Source organism: Cellulomonas oligotrophica (assembly GCF_013409875.1).
In the GTDB taxonomy this organism is placed as follows: Bacteria; Actinomycetota; Actinomycetes; order Actinomycetales; family Cellulomonadaceae; genus Cellulomonas; species Cellulomonas oligotrophica.
Window position 1 is genome coordinate 2578889 of sequence record NZ_JACCBK010000001.1, and the last position, 17169, is coordinate 2596057.

The following is a 17169-nucleotide window of genomic DNA, read 5'->3' on the forward strand; positions in this document are numbered from 1 at the left end:
GCGCCGGCCGGGCGATGACGCGACGACGCCCCGACCCGTGCGGGTCGGGGCGTCGCGGGGCCGGCGCACCAGGGGGTGTGCGCGCGGCCCGGTCCGCGTCGGGCACCGGGTGCGCCGCAGCGGACGGGGCGGGGCGGGCGACGGTGTCAGCGTGCCGCCGCCCGGCCCCGGGTCTCAGGGGCGACGACCCCCGCCGCCCATGCCGCCACCCATCCCGGTGGACTCGACGCCCGCGGTTCCGGTCACCGCGACGCTCGCGCCGGTCGCGTCGCCCGAGGCGTACAGCCCGCCGACGTCCTCGCCGGACGCCGTGCCGCCGACCGCGAGCTGGTACTCGCTGCCGCTGGTGATCGCGTCGGAGGAGTAGACGACGTTGCCGACGCTCTTGCTGGTCTCGAACGTGGCGACCACGTTCCCGTCCGCGTCGAGCACCTGCAGCACCTCGCCGGCGCCCTGCGCCTGCGCGAACGTGAACGACACGAACGACTGCGAGGAGTCCGCCGACGGCGTCTGCGCCATGCCCGACGACCCCGCGGCCAGGACCGTCCCGCCCGTGACCTCGAACGTGCCGTTGACGTCGAGCGAGCCGTTGCCGCTGTTCGTCGGGCCGTTGACCACCACCGTGCCGCCGCTGATCGTCATGGTCCCGTTGGAGTCCAGGCCGTCGCCCTCGGCGTCGACGACGAGCGTGCCGTCGCTGATGACGACCTCGACGCCCTCGACCGCGCCCATCTCCCCGGCGCCCATGCCGCCGTCGGCGGTCGCGTCCGTCTCCTCGCTGGTGGAGGCCGCGGACCCGTTGACGCCGTCGTCCGACGCGACGACCGAGGTCGTGCCGCCCGAGACGGTGATCACCTGCGCCTCGAGGCCCTCGACGGCCTGCGCGACGTCGACCGTGCCGCCGGCGATCGTCAGCGCGACCTCCGCGTGCACGCCGTCGTCGCCGGCCGCGACCTGCACGTCGCCGTCGGCGACAGTCAGGGCGCCGTCGGAGTGCAGCGCGTCGTCCGCGGCGTCGACGAGCACCTGCCCGCCGCCGACCAGCACGAGGACGCCCGCAGCGACGCCCTTGGGGGAGACCTCCTCGGTGACGGTCGCAGCCTGCGAGGCACCGCCGCCCGCGACCACCGACAGCGCCCCGCCGCCCACGATCACGTCGGTCGTCGCGGTCACGCCGTCGTCGCCCGCCGTGACGTCGACCGTGCCGTCCGCGACGTGCACGTACCCGCGGGTGTCGTCCTCGTCGTTGTCGGACTTCAGGCCGTCGCCGCCCGCGTCGACGGTCAGGGTGCCGCCGAGCACGACGAGCGCGTCCTTGCCGCGCACGCCGTCGTCGACGGCCGTCACGGTGATGGTCCCCGAGGCGATGACGAGGTCGTCCTTCGACGCGATGCCGTCGTACGCGTTGCCGGTGACGTCCAGCGAGCCCTCGCCGGTGATCGTCAGGTCCGCGGCGGAGAACAGGGCGGCGTTCGGCTCGTCGACGCCCTCGGCGTACACGTACTCGACCGCGTCGGTGAGGCTGTTCGCGGTGCCGTCCGCGAGCACCACGACGACCTCGTCGGCCGTCGTGACCTGCAGCGGGGACGTCGTGGACGACGTGATGTCCGCGCCGTCGAGGACGATCCGGACCACGCCCTCGTCCATGGTGTCGACGACGACCTGGCCGTCGGTGAGCTCCCCGGAGATCCGGTACGTGCCGGCCGCGGTGATCGTCACGGTCCCGCCGTCGACGGTCACCGCGTCGGAGTCGGAGGTGGCGGTGGTGCCGTCGAGGGTGATCGCGACCTCGTCGGCCTCGTCCCAGGTGGTCTCGGACTCCTGCCACGACGTGTTCGCGGCGAGGGCCTCCTCGACCGTGACGTCCGCGTCGGCGGCGGTGACCGTCGTCGTCGTGGTGGACGACGACGACGCGTCGGTGCTGGAGGAGGCGGTGCTCGCTGCGGTGCAGCCGGCCAGCAGCAGGGCGGCCAGGGTGGCGGGGAGGGCGAGCCGGGCGGTGGTGCGTCGCATGGTGTGCTCCAGGTGCTGGGGGCGCGGTGGCGCGGGTTCTGGGTGGGTGCGCAGGTCAGCGCGGGGTGGGCGGCGTCGTGACGTGCTTGTCGAGCACACGCCGCCACGGCGTCGCGGGCAGGTGCGGGTGCAGCGCGGCCATGCCGGTGCCGTACTTCGAGATGCGGACCGGCCGGTAGCCGTGCCGCCACAGCAGCCGGTCGGCGGCCGACGGGGTCGAGCCCGTCTTCGTCTCGACGACCACCAGGTGCGGGACGGGCAGCGTCCGCACGCCCTCGGGGCCGAGCGTCGTCCAGCTCAGGTCCGTGTCGACGGTCATGCGGGCGTCCGGCGCGGGCCGCGACCACGGGTCGGTGGCGCCGCCCGGCAGCAGGAACGTCGTGCGGCGGTACCGGCTGATGAGCGTCGGGGTGAACAGGGTGTCGTCCGGCGCCGGCACGTCCATGTCGTCCAGCACGTCGCCGGCGAAGCCCATGGCCTCCGTCGTCAGCCGGTCCCGGGCGTCCGGGTCGTACGGCAGGCGGTTCTTCACGGTCGCGCCGCGGGGGCCGCGGGTCTTGACCTCGACGAAGCACTCGTCGGAGTCGACGTAGGTGCGGGTGCGGACCTTGAAGCGTCGCCGGCGCCGCCGGGCCGCCCCGAGGTAGCTGGCGAGGTCCGCCGTGTCGAAGTACACCGACTCGTACGCGAAGGTGTCGTCGCCGCCGATCTGCAGCAGCTGCGTGCTCTCGTCCAGGCCGCCGAGCAGCCCGTCGAGCGCCACCCGCGGCACCACGTACTTGCGGTCGACCCGGGTCTGCAGGCTCGCGCGCTCCAGCAGCTCGTCGAGGCCGATGGTGGCGAAGGTGTCGAGCACCGCCGGGCGTCCCGTCGTCGGCGTGAGCGTCGGCACGTGCGTGCGCAGGTCCACGAGGCGGCTCACCGGGCCACCACCACGGCGGGCGCCGGCTGCTCGGCGGCCGGTGCGGCGACTGCACGTCCGTGCAGCGAGTACCGGACGTCGACCCAGGTCGTGTCGTTGACCAGGTCGAGGCGCTGCACGCTCGCGGCATGGACGCGGGCGCCCAGCAGGCGCTCGAGATGGGCCACCAGCGCCGTCTCGTCGCCGAACGCCTGGTCCAGCACGATGGTCTGCGACCGGTACCGGCGCAGCAGGCGCGGGTGGTCGCCGACCGCGATGGTCACCAGGATCAGCGCCATCAGGCCGAGTCCCATCGCCGGCGACGTCACGCCGAGCCCGCCGATCAGGCCGAGCGCCAGCGCCGAGAAGTAGTAGGCCACCTCGCTCTGCGCCAGCTCGGTGGACCGCAGGCGGATGATCGACAGGACGCCGAACAGCCCGAGCCCGAGCCCCGCACCCACCGTGCTCGACCCGAGCGCGGCCGACACGGCGAGCACACCCACGTTGACGCCCAGGTAGGCGACCACGAGGTCGCGGCGCCGGTGCCGCGGGAAGTACAGCGCGAAGGTGAGGATGGTGACGGCGACCAGGTCGGCCGCGAAGAGGGCGTAGTCGGGCACGGGATGCCTCCGGGTTCATCTGCTGTCCACCCGGCGTTCGGCTGGACGACCACCATGAAGCCCGCCGAGCCTGTGCCATCCCTGTGGAAGCCCTGAGGTGCGCCACAGGATCGCGACCCCGCCCCGGCCCGCCGGTGCCGCGACCGCCCGGCGCCCCCCCATTGGATTCCAGTGTGATGCGGATGGTTCGAGGGCGTGCGTTCAGACAAACCCTGCTGCCGCTCGCGCAGGCTCGGGCACAGTTGGTGAACCGTGGATGCCCAGGGAGGATGGAACTACATGAGCGAGCAGTTCTACTCGGATGCCAAGCTGTACGACCGGCTGTTCCCCGGAAGCGAGCAGCCCCTCTCCTTCTACCGTGCCGAGGCTGACCGGCAGGGCGGCAGTGTCCTGGAACTCGGGTCCGGAACCGGGCGCAAGTTGATCCCGATCGCGTCTGACGGCCATCCGAGCACGGGCCTGGAGCTCTCGCCGGAGATGCTTGCCGAGGCTCGGCGCAAGGCGGACGAGCGCGGAGTGGTGGTGGAGTGGCTGCTGGGCGACATGCGTGAGTTCGACCTGCGTCGGACGTTCGACCTCGTGTTCATCGCCGCCAACTCACTGCTTCATCTCCAGGAGGCTGACGACCTTGTGGAGTGTTTCCGATCGGTGCGACGACACCTGGCGCCGGGTGGGCGGCTCGTCTTCGACGTGTTCAACCCGAGCGTGCGCATGCTCGCCGAGGCCGACGGCGTGCGACGCAGGCGCGACACGTTGTCGTTCGTGGATCCGGATCGCGGCGTCGTTCAGGTCGATGTCGAGGAGACATACGACGCGGCTGCGCAGGTCACGCGCGGGACGTGGTTCTTCTCGACCGACGCCGCGCCCGACTTCGTCGTCGCGCCTCTTGAGATGAGGAGCATCTTCCCTCAGGAGCTGCCGCTGCTGCTCTCGCTCGGTGGTCTGCGAGTCGTTGAACGCTTCGGCGACTGGTCTCGTGCCCCTTTCACCTCTGATGCGGCGCTCCAGCTCTACGTCTGCACACCGGACTGACCGAGAGCGTTCGGACCGTGTGTCCGGTAGCGAGGGCCGTCTGCGAATGCCGTACGAGCCGTCCAGCAATGGCGTCGCGCGGATTCTTGCCACGGTCGCGCACCCGCGTCGACCCGTCATCCAGAAGTCATCGACGAGGCATGCGGAGGAAACATTCCTGCGGGAACCTTCCCCCGTTCCGTGCTCGTCCTGATCCCGAGGAGCCCGCCGTGCTGAAGAAGTCCCGGTCCGCGCGATCGGCCACGTGCACGTTGACCTTCGCCCTGCCCGCGCACACGGTCGACGGACCGGTGAGCGTGGTCGGCACGTTCAACGCCTGGACGCCGGGCGAGCACGTGCTGCGCCGCCGCTCCAACGGCACCGTCAGCGCCTCGGTCACCGTGCCCGCCGGCTCGCAGGTCCGGTTCCGCTACCTCGGCCCGCAGGGGCTGTGGTTCGACGACGCCGACGCCGACGAGATCACCCCCGACGGGTCCGTCGTCCTCGTCTGAACCGGCCCGGGCGCCGTCCGCCCGGCATCACCCGTTCGTGCACGGATTCGCCCGAGATCGGACGAACCGGGCAGCATGGCCGTCCTCGTCGAACCCCTGGAGACGCCGTGCCCGCCCTGCCCACCCGTGCGACCGCGCCCGTCGGCGCTCTCACCTGCGCCCTCGCGCTCGCCGCGTGCACGGCAGGAGGTGGCGCCGTCGGGCCGACCCCCACGCCCACCCCGACCGGCCCGGCCGCGCAGGACGTCGTCGCGACGGCCCTCGTCCCCGCCGACGGCATCGAGGTCGAGGTCGGCGTGCACCCGCTCGTGCGCGCCGGGGACCTCGTCGTCCTGACCGTCGACATGGTCCCGCAGGATCCGGTCCAGGAGGAGCAGCCGGTCCACCTGGCCTCCCCGTACTCGGTCCTCAGCTTCGTCCGGGACATGCCGGCACCGCTCAGCCTGCGGCTCTTCGACCTGGAGGGCGACGTCGTCCACCACGGCGGCACCGACGCCGAGGGCGAACCCGTCGTCTCCGAGCGGTGGGACACCATCACCACCTCCACCGGCACGCGTCTCCAGATGGCGTTCGCGGCGCCGGCCACCGACGTCGACGCGCTCGCGGTCCTCGTGCCCGGGGCGCCGCTCTTCGCCGACGTGCCGGTCGTGGACGACGAGGTCCCGCCGGCCGTGCTCGAGGGCCAGGTGCCCGCGGAGGACGGGCCCACGCCGACCGTCGCCGTGCCGGTGGCGCTCGACCTCGACCGGGTCGTCCACGCCCCGACGTTCCCGCTGGAGTCCACCAGCGCCGAGCTCGAGGGCGCGGTGCAGACCACCGAGTCCACCGAGTCCGTCGAGATCACGCTGGGCGCCGACGTGCTCTTCGCGTTCGACTCGGCGGAGCTGACCGCCGAGGCGACGGCCGCGATCGACCTGGTCGCGCAACGCCTCGCCGAGCGCGAGCCGGGCACGGTCACCGTCGTCGGGCACACCGACGACCAGGGGGACGACGCCTACAACCAGGACCTCTCGCAGCAGCGTGCGCAGGCCGTCGCGGACGCCCTCGGCGGGCAGGTCGACGCGCAGGACTACCCGCTCGACGTGGAGGGCCGCGGCGAGACGGAGCCGCTGGTCAGCGGGTCCTCCGAGGAGGACCGCGCACGCAACCGCCGGGTGGTGGTCACCCTGGTCTCGACCGTCGTGACCCGCACCGAGGTCACCGCGACCGGGGAGCTCCCGGAGTTCGAGGGCCTCGTGCAGGAGGATCCGTCCGCGCTGCTGCGCATCGACCAGACCCGCTCCTGGGACGTCCGGGCGACGGCGCGGCGGGTCGGTGGGCACGTCGTGGTCGACCTCGTGGTGGCTGCGGCCGACGACGAGGTGGACAGCGCCTGGGTCGCCGGGTTCCTGCGCGGCTGGGGCGACCACCGAGGTGACGGCACGGTGTCGCCGCACGACAACACCGCCCGGGCGACGGTGCTCGACGGGGCGGTGCGGCTGTACCCGATGGACTACGAGGTCGGGGTCAGCGAGACGTGGCCCGGCGGGGAGTGGTTCACGGCGTCGGACCTCCACGGGGCCGCGCGCATCGACGGCGGGCAGTCCCGCACGTACTCCTACGTCTACCCCCGGCTCGACGCGGACGCGGTGACCCTGCAGGTCGGCTCGGGCTGGTCCGAGGGCGACTTCCGCATCGTCGACATCCCCGTGGAGCCCTGACCGGGGACGGGACCCCTGCGGCCCGCCGGGCGTCGTCCCGGCGGGCCGCGGCCGTCAGGAGAACAGCGCGCTGTACGCGTTGAGCGCCGGCTGGCCGCCGAGGTGGGCGTAGAGCACCGTGGCGCCGGGGTCGATCTCGCGGCTGCGGACCAGCTCGATCGTGGCGGCCATCGACTTCCCCTCGTACACGGGGTCGGTGATCATGCCCTCGGTGCGGGCGGCCAGCCGCATCGCGTCGAGGGTGACCTCGTCGGGGATGCCGTAGGTGCCGGCGTGGAAGCGCTCGTCGAGCTCGACGTCGTCGAGCGTGAGCTCGCGCTCCAGGCCGATGAGCGCACCGGTGCGCCGCGCGATGCGCAGCACCTGGTCACGGGTCTGCGCGGGCTTCGCGGACGCGTCGACGCCGAGCACCCGGCGCGGGCGCGCGCCCTGCTCCTCCAGGCGGGCGAACCCGGCGACCATGCCGGCCTGCGTCGAGCCGGTCACCGAGCAGACGACCACGGTGTCGAAGAAGACGCCGAGCTCGGCCTCCTGCGTCGCGACCTCGTGCGCCCACGACGCGAAGCCGAGCCCGCCGAGCGGGTGGTCGGACGCGCCCGCGGGGATCGCGTAGGGCTTGCCGCCGCGCGCGACGACGTCGGCGAGCGCCTGCTCCCACGACTCCTTGAACCCGATGTCGAAGCCGGCCCGCACGAGGCGGACCTCCGCACCGGCGAGCCGTGAGAGCAGGATGTTGCCGACCTTGTCGTACACCGGGTCGGGCCAGTCGACCCACGACTCCTGGACGAGCACGCAGGCCAGCCCGGCGCGGGCCGCGACCGCGGCGACCTGGCGGGTGTGGTTGGACTGCACGCCGCCGATGGAGACGAGCGTGTCGCAGCCCTGCGCGAGCGCGTCCGCCACGAGGTACTCGAGCTTGCGGGTCTTGTTGCCGCCGTAGGCCAGCCCTGAGCTCACGTCCTCGCGCTTGGCCCACACCGCGGCGCCGCCGAGGGTCTGCGTGAGGCGGTCGAGGCGGTGCACGGGCGAGGGGCCGAGGAGCAGCGGGTAGCGGGCGTGGTCGGCGAGCGTGGGCATCGGGTCCTCCGGGGTGTCGAGACTGACATGTCAGTGCTGGGTGGGCGTCGCCGCGGTGCTGGGGGTGCGACGGGCAGGGCTCTCGGGCGGGGGGTACGGGTGGGTCCGGGCGGGAATGCGGTGGCGCCACTGACATGTCAGCGGCGGTCGGAGAGCGGTCGAGGTGGTGCCGGGGGCTGCGTGGTGGCCGTGCTGCGGTGCGGTCGGGGTGGAGCGGTGCGAGGATCGCCTGCACTGACATGTCAGTGCAGGCGGGTGCTAGATCGAGGCCCAGATGGTGCGGGTGATCGCGGCGGCCGCGTCCGGGTCGTGCGCGGCGCACGCGGCGATGAGCTCGTCGTGCCGGTCGGCGGACTCCGCGCCGTGCGTGGGCGTGAACCGTCGGCGCTCGATGCGGCGGACCAGCGGCGTCCACCGGGCGATCGTCGCGCGGGCCGCGCGGTTGCCGCAGCGGTCCACGAGCACGCCGTGCAGCTCGTCGTCCGCGGCGACCGCCGCCTCCACGTCGTCCGCGGCGGCAGCGGCCCGGAACCGCGCGTTCGCGGTGCGCATGGCCGTCAGGTCGGCCTCCGTGACCAGGTCGGCGGCCTCGCGGGCCACCAGCTCGTGCACCACCTGGAGCACCGCCAGCGCGTCCCGCACGGTCCGCAGCACGAGCGGCGTGACGCGGGTGTGGCTCTGCGGCTTGGACTCGACCAGCCCCTCGTCGGCCAGGCGTGCGAGCGCGTCGCGGACCGGGGCCACCGTCATGCCGAGGCGCTGCGCGAGCTGGGCGTCCTTGACCACCTCGCCGGGGGCGAGCTCGCCGGCGACGATCGCGTCGCGCAGGCGCTCGGTCGCGACCTCGCGCAGGAGGGGCTTGCGGGCGGCGGTGGGCACACTGACATGTTAGCCACTGACATGTCAGCGAGGTACCCCCGTGAACCGCTCAGCCGAGGACGACGTAGACCATCCCGACCACCGCGCCCAGCACGACGACGACCGCGAGCCCGGTGATCACCCGGGCGAGCTGGCGCGTGCGCCGCTCGTCGCCCCACGGCTCGTGGTCCCCGTGCCCGCTCATGCCACCACCCCCGGCGGCCAGCATCGCCGAGGCGGGTGCCGCCCGCGACCCGGACCCGCGGCGACCGGGTCAGGACGCGTGGCGCGCGTCGAGCGCCTCGTCGAGCGCGGTGAGGATGCGCTCCGCCTCCTCGACGTCCCACCGCGTGCCGGCCAGCTCGAACTCGAACAGCACGGGCCGCCCGGACCGGGCCGCGACCTCGCGCGCCGCCTTCTGGTAGTACGCACCGAAGTTGCGGTTGCCCGAGCCCATCACCCCCACCAGCAGCCGCCGGTTGTGCGCGGAGCGCAGGAAGCGGCGCACGCCCTCGGGGATCGTGTCGTTGGCGTCGTTGCCCGTCTTGTACGACGGCGTGAGCAGCACCCACGGCCCGTCGACCTCGCTGCGCCGGTGCTCCCGCTCGGCGAGGTTGGCGGTCGGCCGGTCCAGCCGCTCGGCGAACGTCCGCACGAGCCCGCTGGCCGACGAGTAGTAGTAGACGGGGGTCCGACGCACCCACCCACCCCACCCCGGGGTGCACCCCTCGCACCGGGACGATGGTCCCCATCGCCGCGCCCCGTCGGCGCCGGGGCGCGGCGTGCCGTGCGTGACGGGGTGGGCCTCAGGCGAGGCGGGACGAGGCGATCCGGGCGCCCTCGGCCAGGGACTCGAGCTTGGCCCAGGCGATCTGGGGGTGGACGCGGCCGCCCAGCCCGCAGTCCGTCGACGCCACGACGTTCTCGGGGCCGACGCGGCTCGCGAACCGCTCGATCCGCTCCGCCACCAGCTCAGGGTGCTCGACCACGTTGGTCGCGTGCGAGACGACGCCGGGCAGGATCACGGCGCCGGCGGGCAGCGCGACGTCGTCCCAGACGCGGTACTCGTGCTCGTGCCGCACGTTCGCGGCCTCGAACGAGAACGCCCCGGCGTGCACCTGCAGCATGGTGCCGACGATGTCCTTCATCGGCAGGTCCGTGGTGTGCGGGCCGTGCCAGGAGCCCCAGCACAGGTGGAACCGGATGCGGTCCTTCGGCAGGTCGCGCAGCGCGTGGTTGAGGGCGTCGACGCGCAGCTGCGTGAAGGCCAGGTAGTCGTCGAGGGACGGCTCGGGCTCGATCTGGTCCCAGTTCTCGGCGATCGACGGGTCGTCGACCTGGAGCACGAGGCCGGCGTCGATGATCGCCCGGTACTCCTCGCGCAGCACGTCGGCCCACGCGAACAGGTACGCCCGGTCGTCGCGGTAGTGCTCGTCCGCCAGCCGTGCCGCCGAGCCCGGGGCAAGCGAGGTGAGGAAGCCTGACGTCGCACCGGTCGCGTCGAGCGCGGCGCGCATGTTCGCGACGTCGGCGGCGATGGCGTCGTGGCCGGTGTAGGTCAGGGGGCCGGTGGCCTTGGGGAAGTTGGTCGGCGCCTCGCCCGACATGACGCCGGACGTCGGGTCCTCGTACGCCGCGGCGAAGCGCTGGTGGTCGCGGCGGTGCACGAACCCGGTGGTGCGCAGGTCGCCCGGCGTGGACAGGTGGCGGCCGACGGCCCAGTCCATCGACGTGTCGAGCGAGAGGCCGCCGGTGCGCTGGAAGGAGTACGACCACCACGCACCGAAGTCGACGGTGCTGCTCATCGCCTTCCCGTACTCGCCGTCGCCGGGGACCGTGATGCCCAGGTCGAGCTGGCGCTGCACGAGCGCCACCACCTCCGACCGCAGGAAGTCGTCCCAGTCGGGCCGCTGCTCGCCGGCGGCGCGGGCCGCGTTGGCGGCGATGAGCTCGGGCGTGCGGGGCAGCGAGCCGGCGTGCGTGGTGGCGATGGTGGTCACGTCGGCCGATGCTACGACCGCCCGGAGCCGGCCGCCCCGGACGTCCGTCGCGCCGCGCGGGACGACGCGCCGCCAAGTCACATGGTTGTAACCATCTGGTCATCCCATGTGGTGACTGTGAGCCGCCCGCGAGCCTACGGTGAACCCGCGTCCCGGGTGAGGCCGGGAGCGGCCGCGGCAGCGACGTCGCGGCCCACCGTGGAGAAGGGGGCACCACCGTGTCAGTTCGACGCACCACCACCCTCGCGGGCGTCGTCGCGCTCGCGCTCGGGATGGGCGCGATCGCCGCGCCGCCCGCGCTCGCGCACGGCCGAGGCGGCGGCACGTCGCCGGAGAAGTTCGCCCAGCAGATCAGCACCCGCTCGGTCATGAGGCACCTGGAGGCGTTCGAGCGGGTCGCCGAGCGCAACGACGGCAACCGCGCGGCGCTGACCAGCGGGTACGAGGACAGCGCGCGGTACGTGGAGCGCACCCTGCGCAAGGCGGGGTACACCACCACCCGCGACCCGTTCACGTTCGACCAGGAGATCGTCGACGCCGCGTCGCTGACCGTGACCGGCGGCGCGACGTACGAGGTCGACCAGATGGAGTTCGCCCCCAGCACCGCCGAGGGCGGCGTCACCGCACCGGTGTCGGTGCCCGCCGACCCGCTCGGCTGCGCCCCGGAGGCGTGGGCCGGAGTCGACGTGGCGGGGACGATCGCCGTGGTCAGCCGCGGCACGTGCCCCTTCGCCACCAAGGCCACCGTCGCGGAGGCCGCCGGCGCCGTCGGCGTGGTCGTCTACAACAACACCACCGGGATGCTCTTCGGCACGCTCGGCGCCGAGGGGCTCGTCACCGTCCCGGTCGCTGGGGCCACGCAGGCCGACGGCCAGGCGATCGTCGCCGCGGCCGCCGCCGGGCCCGTCGAGGTCACGCTCGACACCCGCTTCCACACCGAGACGGCGGAGAGCTTCAACGTCATCGCCGAGACCCGCAAGGGCCGCGACGACAACGTCGTCATGCTCGGCGCGCACCTCGACAGCGTCGAGGACGGTGCGGGGATCAACGACAACGGCACCGGCTCCGCGGTCGTGCTCGAGGTCGCCGTGCAGCTGGCCAAGCAGAAGAAGCTCAACAACACCGTCCGGTTCGCGTGGTGGGGCGCCGAGGAGCTCGGCCTCATCGGCTCGACCGCGTACGTCGAGGAGCTCGCGACGCAGGAGGGCGAGCTCGACCGCATCGCGACGTACCTGAACTTCGACATGGTCGGCTCGCCGAACTACGTCATCGGTGTGTACGACGCCGACGAGTCGACGTACCCCGCCCCCGTGCCGGTGCCCGACGGGTCGGTCGCGACGGAGGAGGTCTTCACCGGCTGGTTCGACAGCATCGACCAGCCGTGGGTCGACTCGCAGTTCTCGGGCCGGTCGGACTACCAGGCGTTCATCGCCAACGGCGTGCCCGCGTCGGGCCTGTTCACGGGCGCGGACGGGGCGAAGACGGAGGAGGAGGTCGCGCTGTTCGGCGGCACCGCCGGCATCCCGTACGACCCGAACTACCACTCGCCGGCCGACGACCTGTCGAACGTCGACCGCACCGCGCTCGGCATCATGGCGAAGGCGGTCGGGTTCGCCACGGCGAGCCTGGCGCAGGACACGTCGGCGATCAACGGCGTCTCCGGCCCCGGGGACCAGGGTGGGCACGGCAAGCCGTGGAAGCCCGGCAAGGGGCGGCACGGGGACGGCAAGGGTGCGCGCGTCTTCGAGGACGCCGCCTGACGGGGCGGTCGCGCCCGGCCCGGTGAGGGGCCGACGGCGCAGCAGGTGATCGGCGCGAGGGCCGGCGGGGGAAGCGCCCCGCCGGCCCTCGTCGTGCGTGCGCGGGAGTGCGTGGGGCGTGGGTGGGGTGAGGGTGCGGTCCGTCGTCCGCGTCAGGGCGCGGGCGGTCCTGCTCCGGGCGCCGTGGCACACCGGTGTCCTCGTGTCCCCGTTGGTCCGGCCGCCCAGCCTCGCTGGAGGACGGCGCCCATCCTGCACCGGACACCCGTCCATGACAAGAGTCGCATCTTGCGAGTTCTTGACTACTGACTGGACGAGCGTCCGATTGTGACGCATGTGTGACGGATCGCCGCCGGGGCTTCCGTCAAGACGTGGCAAAGGTGCAGTATGTCCGCAGGTCGCCCAGCCTCGCGTCCAACGGGAACACCTCTGTGCCCGTGCCCGGACGCCCTGCTCCCGGACCCTCACGGGCCCGGGAGTGATGACTGCTCGCCGTGTCGCGCCCGGCCCGCTCCGTCACTCGGGCGCGGCACCGATCCGTGCGAACGGCTCCAGCGCGAACACGACCTCGACCGGCACGTCGAAGAACGCGGCGATCCGCAGCGCGAGGTGCAGCGACGGGCTGTACTCGCCCCGCTCGAGGTAGCCGACCGTCTGGTAGTGCACGCCGAGCGCGTCGGCGAGCTGGCGTCGGCTCACACCGCGCTCCGCGCGCAGCACGCTGATGCGGTTGTGGACGGTCTCGCCGCCGGTCTGCCCCACCCTCAGGCCGTCCGCTGCAGGTGCGCCTGCAGGCGCGCGGCCAGCGACGACGCGCTCTGCCGGGACGTGATGCGGCGCAGCACGAGCGGGGCGACGGCGAGGCCGGTGACGGCCCACGCGCCGAGCACCAGCACGGCCAGGCCGGGCTCCCACGTACCGCCGATCTCCAGCGCCTCCGCGCCCGGGGGCAGGCTCGTCGCACGGATGCCGTGCGCCAGCCAGTAGAGCGGGAACGCCTGCACGACGTCCTGGGCCCAGCCCGGGAGCCACGTGGGCGGGGCGAACACGCCCGAGACGAAGGCCAGCGCCACCACCGGGGCCACGCCGAACGGCACGACCCGGGACGGGCGCCCGGCCAGCGCACCCAGCACGACGCCGATCGGCAGCACCGCGAGGGTGCCGAGCAGCAGCCAGCCGACCAGGGCCAGCCAGCCGCCGGGTCCCTGGTGCATCGGGTCGCCGAGCAGCAGCGGCCACGGCGCGAGCAGGATGACCAGCATCGGGAGGGCGCCGAGCGCCTGCGCGACGAGCATCCCGACGCTGTACGTGACCGTGCCGTAGGGCGTGGCCCGCAGCCGCAGCACGGTGCCGTCCTCCACCTCGGTGGCCAGCGCGAACCCCGGTCCCATGGTCATGCCGAACATGATCGCCGAGGCCAGGATCCCGGGGAGCGCGAGGTTCGGCATGCTCACGCCGACGTCGCCGGGCATGACGTCGCGGTTGGCGACGAGGTAGACGAGGAGCGCGACGCCGATGACGACGTTCCAGCCGACGTCCTCGGGGGAGCGCAGCATGTGCCCGAACTCGGTGACGCCGCGGCGCAGGCCCAGCCGGACGGCGGGTGCGGCGGCGCGGCGCGGGGCAGGGTGCATGGTGCTCATCGGTGGGCCTCCCGGTCGGACGCGTGGACGAGCGCGAGGTAGGCGTCCTCGAGCGTCGCGTGCCGGACCTCGAGCTCCTGGACGTCGTCGGGGCCGGTGAGCAGGGCGCGGCTGAACCCGACGGGGTCGGTGGTGGCGTGCACCTGCCGCACCCCGTCGACCGTCCAGCGGACCTCGCTGGGCCCGGCGACCTCGCGGGCGAGCTGCTCGGGGCTGCCGTCGGCAACGAGACGGCCGTCGACGAGCAGCAGGATCCGGTCGGCGACCGTCTCGGCCTCGGCGAGGTCGTGCGTGGTGAGCAGGACGGTCGCGCCGTCGTCGACGACCTCGTGCAGCAGCTCGTGGAACTCGCGGCGGGCGGCGGGGTCGAGGCCGGCGGTCGGCTCGTCGAGGAACAGCACCTCGGGGCGTCCGACCAGGCCGACGGCGACGTCGAGGCGACGCCGCTGCCCGCCGGAGAGCGTGCCCACCCGCTGCCCGGCGGCGTCGGCGAGTCCGACGCGGGCGAGCAGCTCGTCGGTCGGACGGGGGCGGACGGCGGCCCCGGCGTAGGGGGTGTAGGCCGCGCCGATCTGGTCGAGAAGAGCGCGCACGCGCCAGCGCTTGTGGTCGCGCCACGACTGCAGGACCACCCCGATGCGGGCCCGCCAGGCCTCGTCGCCGTGCGCGGGGTCGGTGCCGAGCACCTCGACGGTGCCGGCGTCGCGCCGGCGGAAGCCCTCGAGGATCTCGACCGTGGTGGTCTTGCCCGCGCCGTTGGGCCCGAGCAGCGCGACGACCTCACCCGTGCCGACGGTCAGCGCGAGGTCGTCGAGCACGCGCCGGCCGCCGTACGACATGCGCAGGCCGCTGGCGCGGATGGCGGGTCGCGACATCGTGTCCATGTAGCAGGTCTACTACATATCGTCGTGCACCCGCTATAGGTGCGCGGGATCCGCTCAGGCCGAGAGGAGCTGGGCGACGTCGTCGGGGAAGGGGAACGACCCGGGCTCGTAGCCGCACAGCGGGTCCTCGCCGTGCACGTCGCCGCCCGCGGCGTACGCGCGCGACCGCGAGCCGCCGCACACCCGCCCGAACTCGCACGACCCGCACCGGCCCGTCAGGCGGGAGGAGTCGCGCAGGCCCGTGAACAGCGCGGACGTGCGGTAGATGTCGGGCAGCGGCTGCTCGCGCACGTCGCCCGCGGCCACCGGCAGGAACCCCGAGGGGTGCACGGTGCCCACGTGCGAGACGAACACGAACCCGTAGCCCGCGTTGACGTTGACGGGCGGTCGTCGCCGCCGGTCACCCTCGCCCCACCCGAACGCGGACGTGCGCTCCGTCAGCTCGGCGTACAGCTCGCCCAGCCCGAGCGCGGCCACGTGGTCGACGCCCCGCTCGGCCAGCACGGCACGCTGCAGCGAGACGCGGCGGAAGTGGTGCCCCTCGGTCGTCTTGACGGGCACGTGCGGGCCGAGGTCGTACAGGTAGTTCATGACGTCCTCGGCCTGCTGCGCGCTCAGCGCCCCCAGGTCCGTGCCGCGGCCCATCGGCACGAGCATGAAGGCGCTCCACGTCATGGCGCCCTGCGCGCGCACCAGCGCCGCGAGGTCGGGCAGCTCGTGCACGGTCCGCGACGACATCGTCGAGTTGACCTGCACCTTCAGCCCCAGCTCGCGCGCCGTCGCCCACGCCTGCACCGTCCGGTCGAACGTGCCCGGCACCCGCCGGAACCCGTCGTGCACCGCTGCGCTAGCACCGTCCAGCGACAACGACATCGCCGTGACGCCGGCCTCCTGGAGCCGCACGAGCGCCGCCCGGTCGAGCTTCGCCGTCCCGGACGGGGACACGGCCACCGCCAGGCCCATCTCCCGGCCGCGGCGCACGAGCTCGGCGAGGTCCTCGCGCTCGAAGCAGTCGCCGCCGGTGATGACGAAGATCGGCGACGGGCGCCCGAACGAGGCGACCTGGGCCATGAGGTCCGTCGCCTCGTCCGTCGAGAGCTCGCGCGGGTGCCGCAGCGGCTGGGCCTCGGCCCGGCAGTGCACGCATGACAGCGCGCACGCGCGGGTGGCCTCCCAGATGACGAGGAGCGGCCGGTCGGCCGGGTCGTGGCGGACGGTGCGGACGACGGGGCCGTGGGCGCTGCGCTGCATGCCTCCCGACACAACACCCGCCGGGCGCGCCACGGTCGGGACGCAGGTCCCGGGGCTGGTCCTCAGTCGGCCGGCGCTCCCGCCACGTTGACCATCCAGCCGGTGCCGAAGCGGTCGGTGCACATGCCGAACTCGTCGCCCCACGGGGCCTTGTCGAGCGGCATCACGTTCGTCCCGCCCTCGGCGAGCCGCGCGAACACCTGGTGCAGGTGCTCGGACTCCTCGGGTCCGCCGCTCAGCGAGACCGTCACCGACGACTCGGCCGGCAGGGGCATCGACGTCGGGGTGTCGGCCGCCATGAGGACGCCGCCGCCGGGAAGCTGCAGCTGGGAGTGCATGACCTTGTCCGCCTCGGCGGGGTCGTCGGACATGCCGAAGTCCGCGAACGTGCTGAACGTGGGCTCGCCGCCCAGCACGGAGGCGTAGAACGTCATCGCCTCGCGTGCGGTGTCGCGGAAGCCGAGGTAGGGGTTGAGCTGGACCATCGAGGTCTCCTCCGGGGCGACGGGTGGGGTCGAGGGGCGTGCGGTGAGCGGCCCTCGACGGGGCCGACCGGTGACGGCACGCGAACTCATCGGGGTGCCCGCACTCGACAGCAGATACCCCCGGGGGTATATTGAACGCAAGCGACGACCCTCTGGAGGACCCCATGTGCTACCCCGTGACCTGTGCGACCTGCGGCAAGACGACCTGGGACGGGTGCGGCCAGCACGTCGACTCGGTGCGTGCCCAGGTGCCGGCCGCCCAGTGGTGCGGCGGCCACGCCGGTGCCACCGCGTCGACCGCGCAGGCCGCCCCCGCGCAGGGCTTCCTCGGCAAGCTCTTCGGCGGTCGCTGACCGCTGCACCACCGGCCGGCAGGCCGGTGCACGACCCGACGGCGGGCGCCGTCCGCGCACGCGAACCCCCACGCAGCGCGTGACGCGCCGGCCGTCGTACC

18 protein-coding genes are annotated in these 17169 nt (G+C 73.6%); 5 read left to right on the forward strand and 13 right to left on the reverse strand.

Features of this window, described 5'->3' with window-relative positions; all coding sequences use genetic code 11:
* Positions 1-174: 174 nt before the first annotated feature.
* From BKA21_RS11710 to BKA21_RS11720, 3 genes are read right to left on the reverse strand one after another with little or no spacing between them, the layout of a single operon-like run.
* Positions 175-2013, reverse strand: a complete 1839-nt coding sequence (locus BKA21_RS11710) for a carbohydrate-binding domain-containing protein (protein ID WP_140459292.1) — start codon at positions 2011-2013, stop codon at positions 175-177.
* Positions 2014-2068: 55 nt separating this feature from the next.
* Positions 2069-2935: a polyphosphate polymerase domain-containing protein gene (locus tag BKA21_RS11715; RefSeq protein WP_239072841.1), complete on the reverse strand. Its 867-nt coding sequence runs from the start codon at positions 2933-2935 to the stop codon at positions 2069-2071.
* A complete protein-coding gene (locus BKA21_RS11720; RefSeq protein ID WP_140459293.1) occupies positions 2932-3534 on the reverse strand; it encodes a DUF4956 domain-containing protein in 603 nt (200 codons plus the stop codon). The genes BKA21_RS11715 and BKA21_RS11720 overlap by 4 nt, the downstream gene beginning before the upstream one ends.
* A 279-nt stretch (positions 3535-3813) precedes the next feature.
* On the opposite strand from BKA21_RS11720, the gene BKA21_RS11725 reads away from it, so the two are divergent.
* From BKA21_RS11725 to BKA21_RS11735, 3 genes are all read left to right on the forward strand, one after another.
* Positions 3814-4566 (forward strand): class I SAM-dependent methyltransferase, encoded by a 753-nt coding sequence (locus tag BKA21_RS11725; RefSeq protein WP_140459294.1) that lies wholly within the window; start codon positions 3814-3816, stop codon positions 4564-4566.
* 209 nt (positions 4567-4775) lie between these two features.
* Positions 4776-5057: an isoamylase early set domain-containing protein gene (locus BKA21_RS11730; protein WP_140459295.1), complete on the forward strand. Its 282-nt coding sequence runs from the start codon at positions 4776-4778 to the stop codon at positions 5055-5057.
* A gap of 107 nt (positions 5058-5164) precedes the next feature.
* On the forward strand, positions 5165-6757 hold the full coding sequence (locus BKA21_RS11735; protein WP_140459296.1) for an OmpA family protein: 1593 nt from the start codon (positions 5165-5167) through the stop codon (positions 6755-6757).
* 54 nt (positions 6758-6811) lie between these two features.
* On the opposite strand, the gene BKA21_RS11740 is transcribed toward BKA21_RS11735, so the two are convergent.
* The 5 genes from BKA21_RS11740 to BKA21_RS11755 all read right to left on the reverse strand — a co-directional run bounded on the left by BKA21_RS11740 (position 6812) and on the right by BKA21_RS11755 (position 10692).
* On the reverse strand, positions 6812-7834 hold the full coding sequence (locus BKA21_RS11740) for a 1-aminocyclopropane-1-carboxylate deaminase (protein WP_140459297.1): 1023 nt from the start codon (positions 7832-7834) through the stop codon (positions 6812-6814).
* A 258-nt stretch (positions 7835-8092) separates the two neighbouring features.
* A complete protein-coding gene (locus BKA21_RS11745; RefSeq protein ID WP_140459298.1) occupies positions 8093-8713 on the reverse strand; it encodes a GntR family transcriptional regulator in 621 nt (206 codons plus the stop codon).
* 49 nt (positions 8714-8762) lie between these two features.
* A complete protein-coding gene (locus tag BKA21_RS19580) occupies positions 8763-8897 on the reverse strand; it encodes a hypothetical protein (protein WP_257023425.1) in 135 nt (44 codons plus the stop codon).
* A gap of 69 nt (positions 8898-8966) precedes the next feature.
* Positions 8967-9392, reverse strand: a complete 426-nt coding sequence (gene nrdI / locus BKA21_RS11750) for a class Ib ribonucleoside-diphosphate reductase assembly flavoprotein NrdI (protein ID WP_140459299.1) — start codon at positions 9390-9392, stop codon at positions 8967-8969.
* Between the two features lie 106 nt (positions 9393-9498).
* Entirely contained in the window at positions 9499-10692 is a 1194-nt protein-coding gene (locus tag BKA21_RS11755; RefSeq protein WP_140459300.1) for a cobalamin-independent methionine synthase II family protein, read from the reverse strand.
* Positions 10693-10910: 218 nt separating this feature from the next.
* Between BKA21_RS11755 and BKA21_RS11760 the strand changes: the two genes are divergently transcribed.
* Positions 10911-12452, forward strand: a complete 1542-nt coding sequence (locus BKA21_RS11760) for a M20/M25/M40 family metallo-hydrolase (protein ID WP_239072840.1) — start codon at positions 10911-10913, stop codon at positions 12450-12452.
* Between the two features lie 516 nt (positions 12453-12968).
* Here BKA21_RS11760 and BKA21_RS11765 read toward each other — a convergent pair.
* The 5 genes from BKA21_RS11765 to BKA21_RS11785 form a co-directional block, all read right to left on the reverse strand.
* Positions 12969-13214 (reverse strand): helix-turn-helix transcriptional regulator, encoded by a 246-nt coding sequence (locus tag BKA21_RS11765; RefSeq protein WP_140459301.1) that lies wholly within the window; start codon positions 13212-13214, stop codon positions 12969-12971.
* Positions 13215-13216: 2 nt separating this feature from the next.
* A complete protein-coding gene (locus tag BKA21_RS11770; protein ID WP_140459302.1) occupies positions 13217-14095 on the reverse strand; it encodes an ABC transporter permease in 879 nt (292 codons plus the stop codon).
* On the reverse strand, positions 14092-14970 hold the full coding sequence (locus BKA21_RS11775) for an ABC transporter ATP-binding protein (protein ID WP_306458076.1): 879 nt from the start codon (positions 14968-14970) through the stop codon (positions 14092-14094). The genes BKA21_RS11770 and BKA21_RS11775 overlap by 4 nt, the downstream gene beginning before the upstream one ends.
* A 63-nt stretch (positions 14971-15033) precedes the next feature.
* Positions 15034-16230, reverse strand: coding sequence for a TIGR04053 family radical SAM/SPASM domain-containing protein (locus BKA21_RS11780; protein WP_140459303.1), 1197 nt, complete (start codon positions 16228-16230; stop codon positions 15034-15036).
* A 62-nt stretch (positions 16231-16292) separates the two neighbouring features.
* Positions 16293-16715 carry a VOC family protein gene (locus tag BKA21_RS11785; RefSeq protein ID WP_140459304.1) on the reverse strand — a complete coding sequence of 141 codons (423 nt, stop codon included), beginning with the start codon at positions 16713-16715 and terminating at the stop codon, positions 16293-16295.
* 176 nt (positions 16716-16891) lie between these two features.
* Between BKA21_RS11785 and BKA21_RS11790 the strand changes: the two genes are divergently transcribed.
* The gene (locus BKA21_RS11790; protein ID WP_373308177.1) at positions 16892-17068 is read left to right on the forward strand and encodes a DUF8730 family Cys-rich protein; all 177 of its coding nucleotides are present in this window, start codon (positions 16892-16894) and stop codon (positions 17066-17068) included.
* Positions 17069-17169: the final 101 nt, after the last annotated feature.

Bases quoted from the DNA above. Each gene is read 5' to 3' on its own strand.
- BKA21_RS11710 (WP_140459292.1), bottom strand. From the start codon at position 2,013: ATGCGACGCACCACCGCCCGGCTCGCCCTCCCCGCCACCCTGGCCGCC.
- BKA21_RS11725 (WP_140459294.1), top strand. From the start codon at position 3,814: ATGAGCGAGCAGTTCTACTCGGATGCCAAGCTGTACGACCGGCTGTTC.
- BKA21_RS11740 (WP_140459297.1), bottom strand. From the start codon at position 7,834: ATGCCCACGCTCGCCGACCACGCCCGCTACCCGCTGCTCCTCGGCCCC.
- BKA21_RS19580 (WP_257023425.1), bottom strand. From the start codon at position 8,897: ATGAGCGGGCACGGGGACCACGAGCCGTGGGGCGACGAGCGGCGCACG.
- BKA21_RS11770 (WP_140459302.1), bottom strand. From the start codon at position 14,095: ATGAGCACCATGCACCCTGCCCCGCGCCGCGCCGCCGCACCCGCCGTC.
- BKA21_RS11775 (WP_306458076.1), bottom strand. From the start codon at position 14,970: ATGTCGCGACCCGCCATCCGCGCCAGCGGCCTGCGCATGTCGTACGGC.
- BKA21_RS11780 (WP_140459303.1), bottom strand. From the start codon at position 16,230: ATGCAGCGCAGCGCCCACGGCCCCGTCGTCCGCACCGTCCGCCACGAC.
- BKA21_RS11785 (WP_140459304.1), bottom strand. From the start codon at position 16,715: ATGGTCCAGCTCAACCCCTACCTCGGCTTCCGCGACACCGCACGCGAG.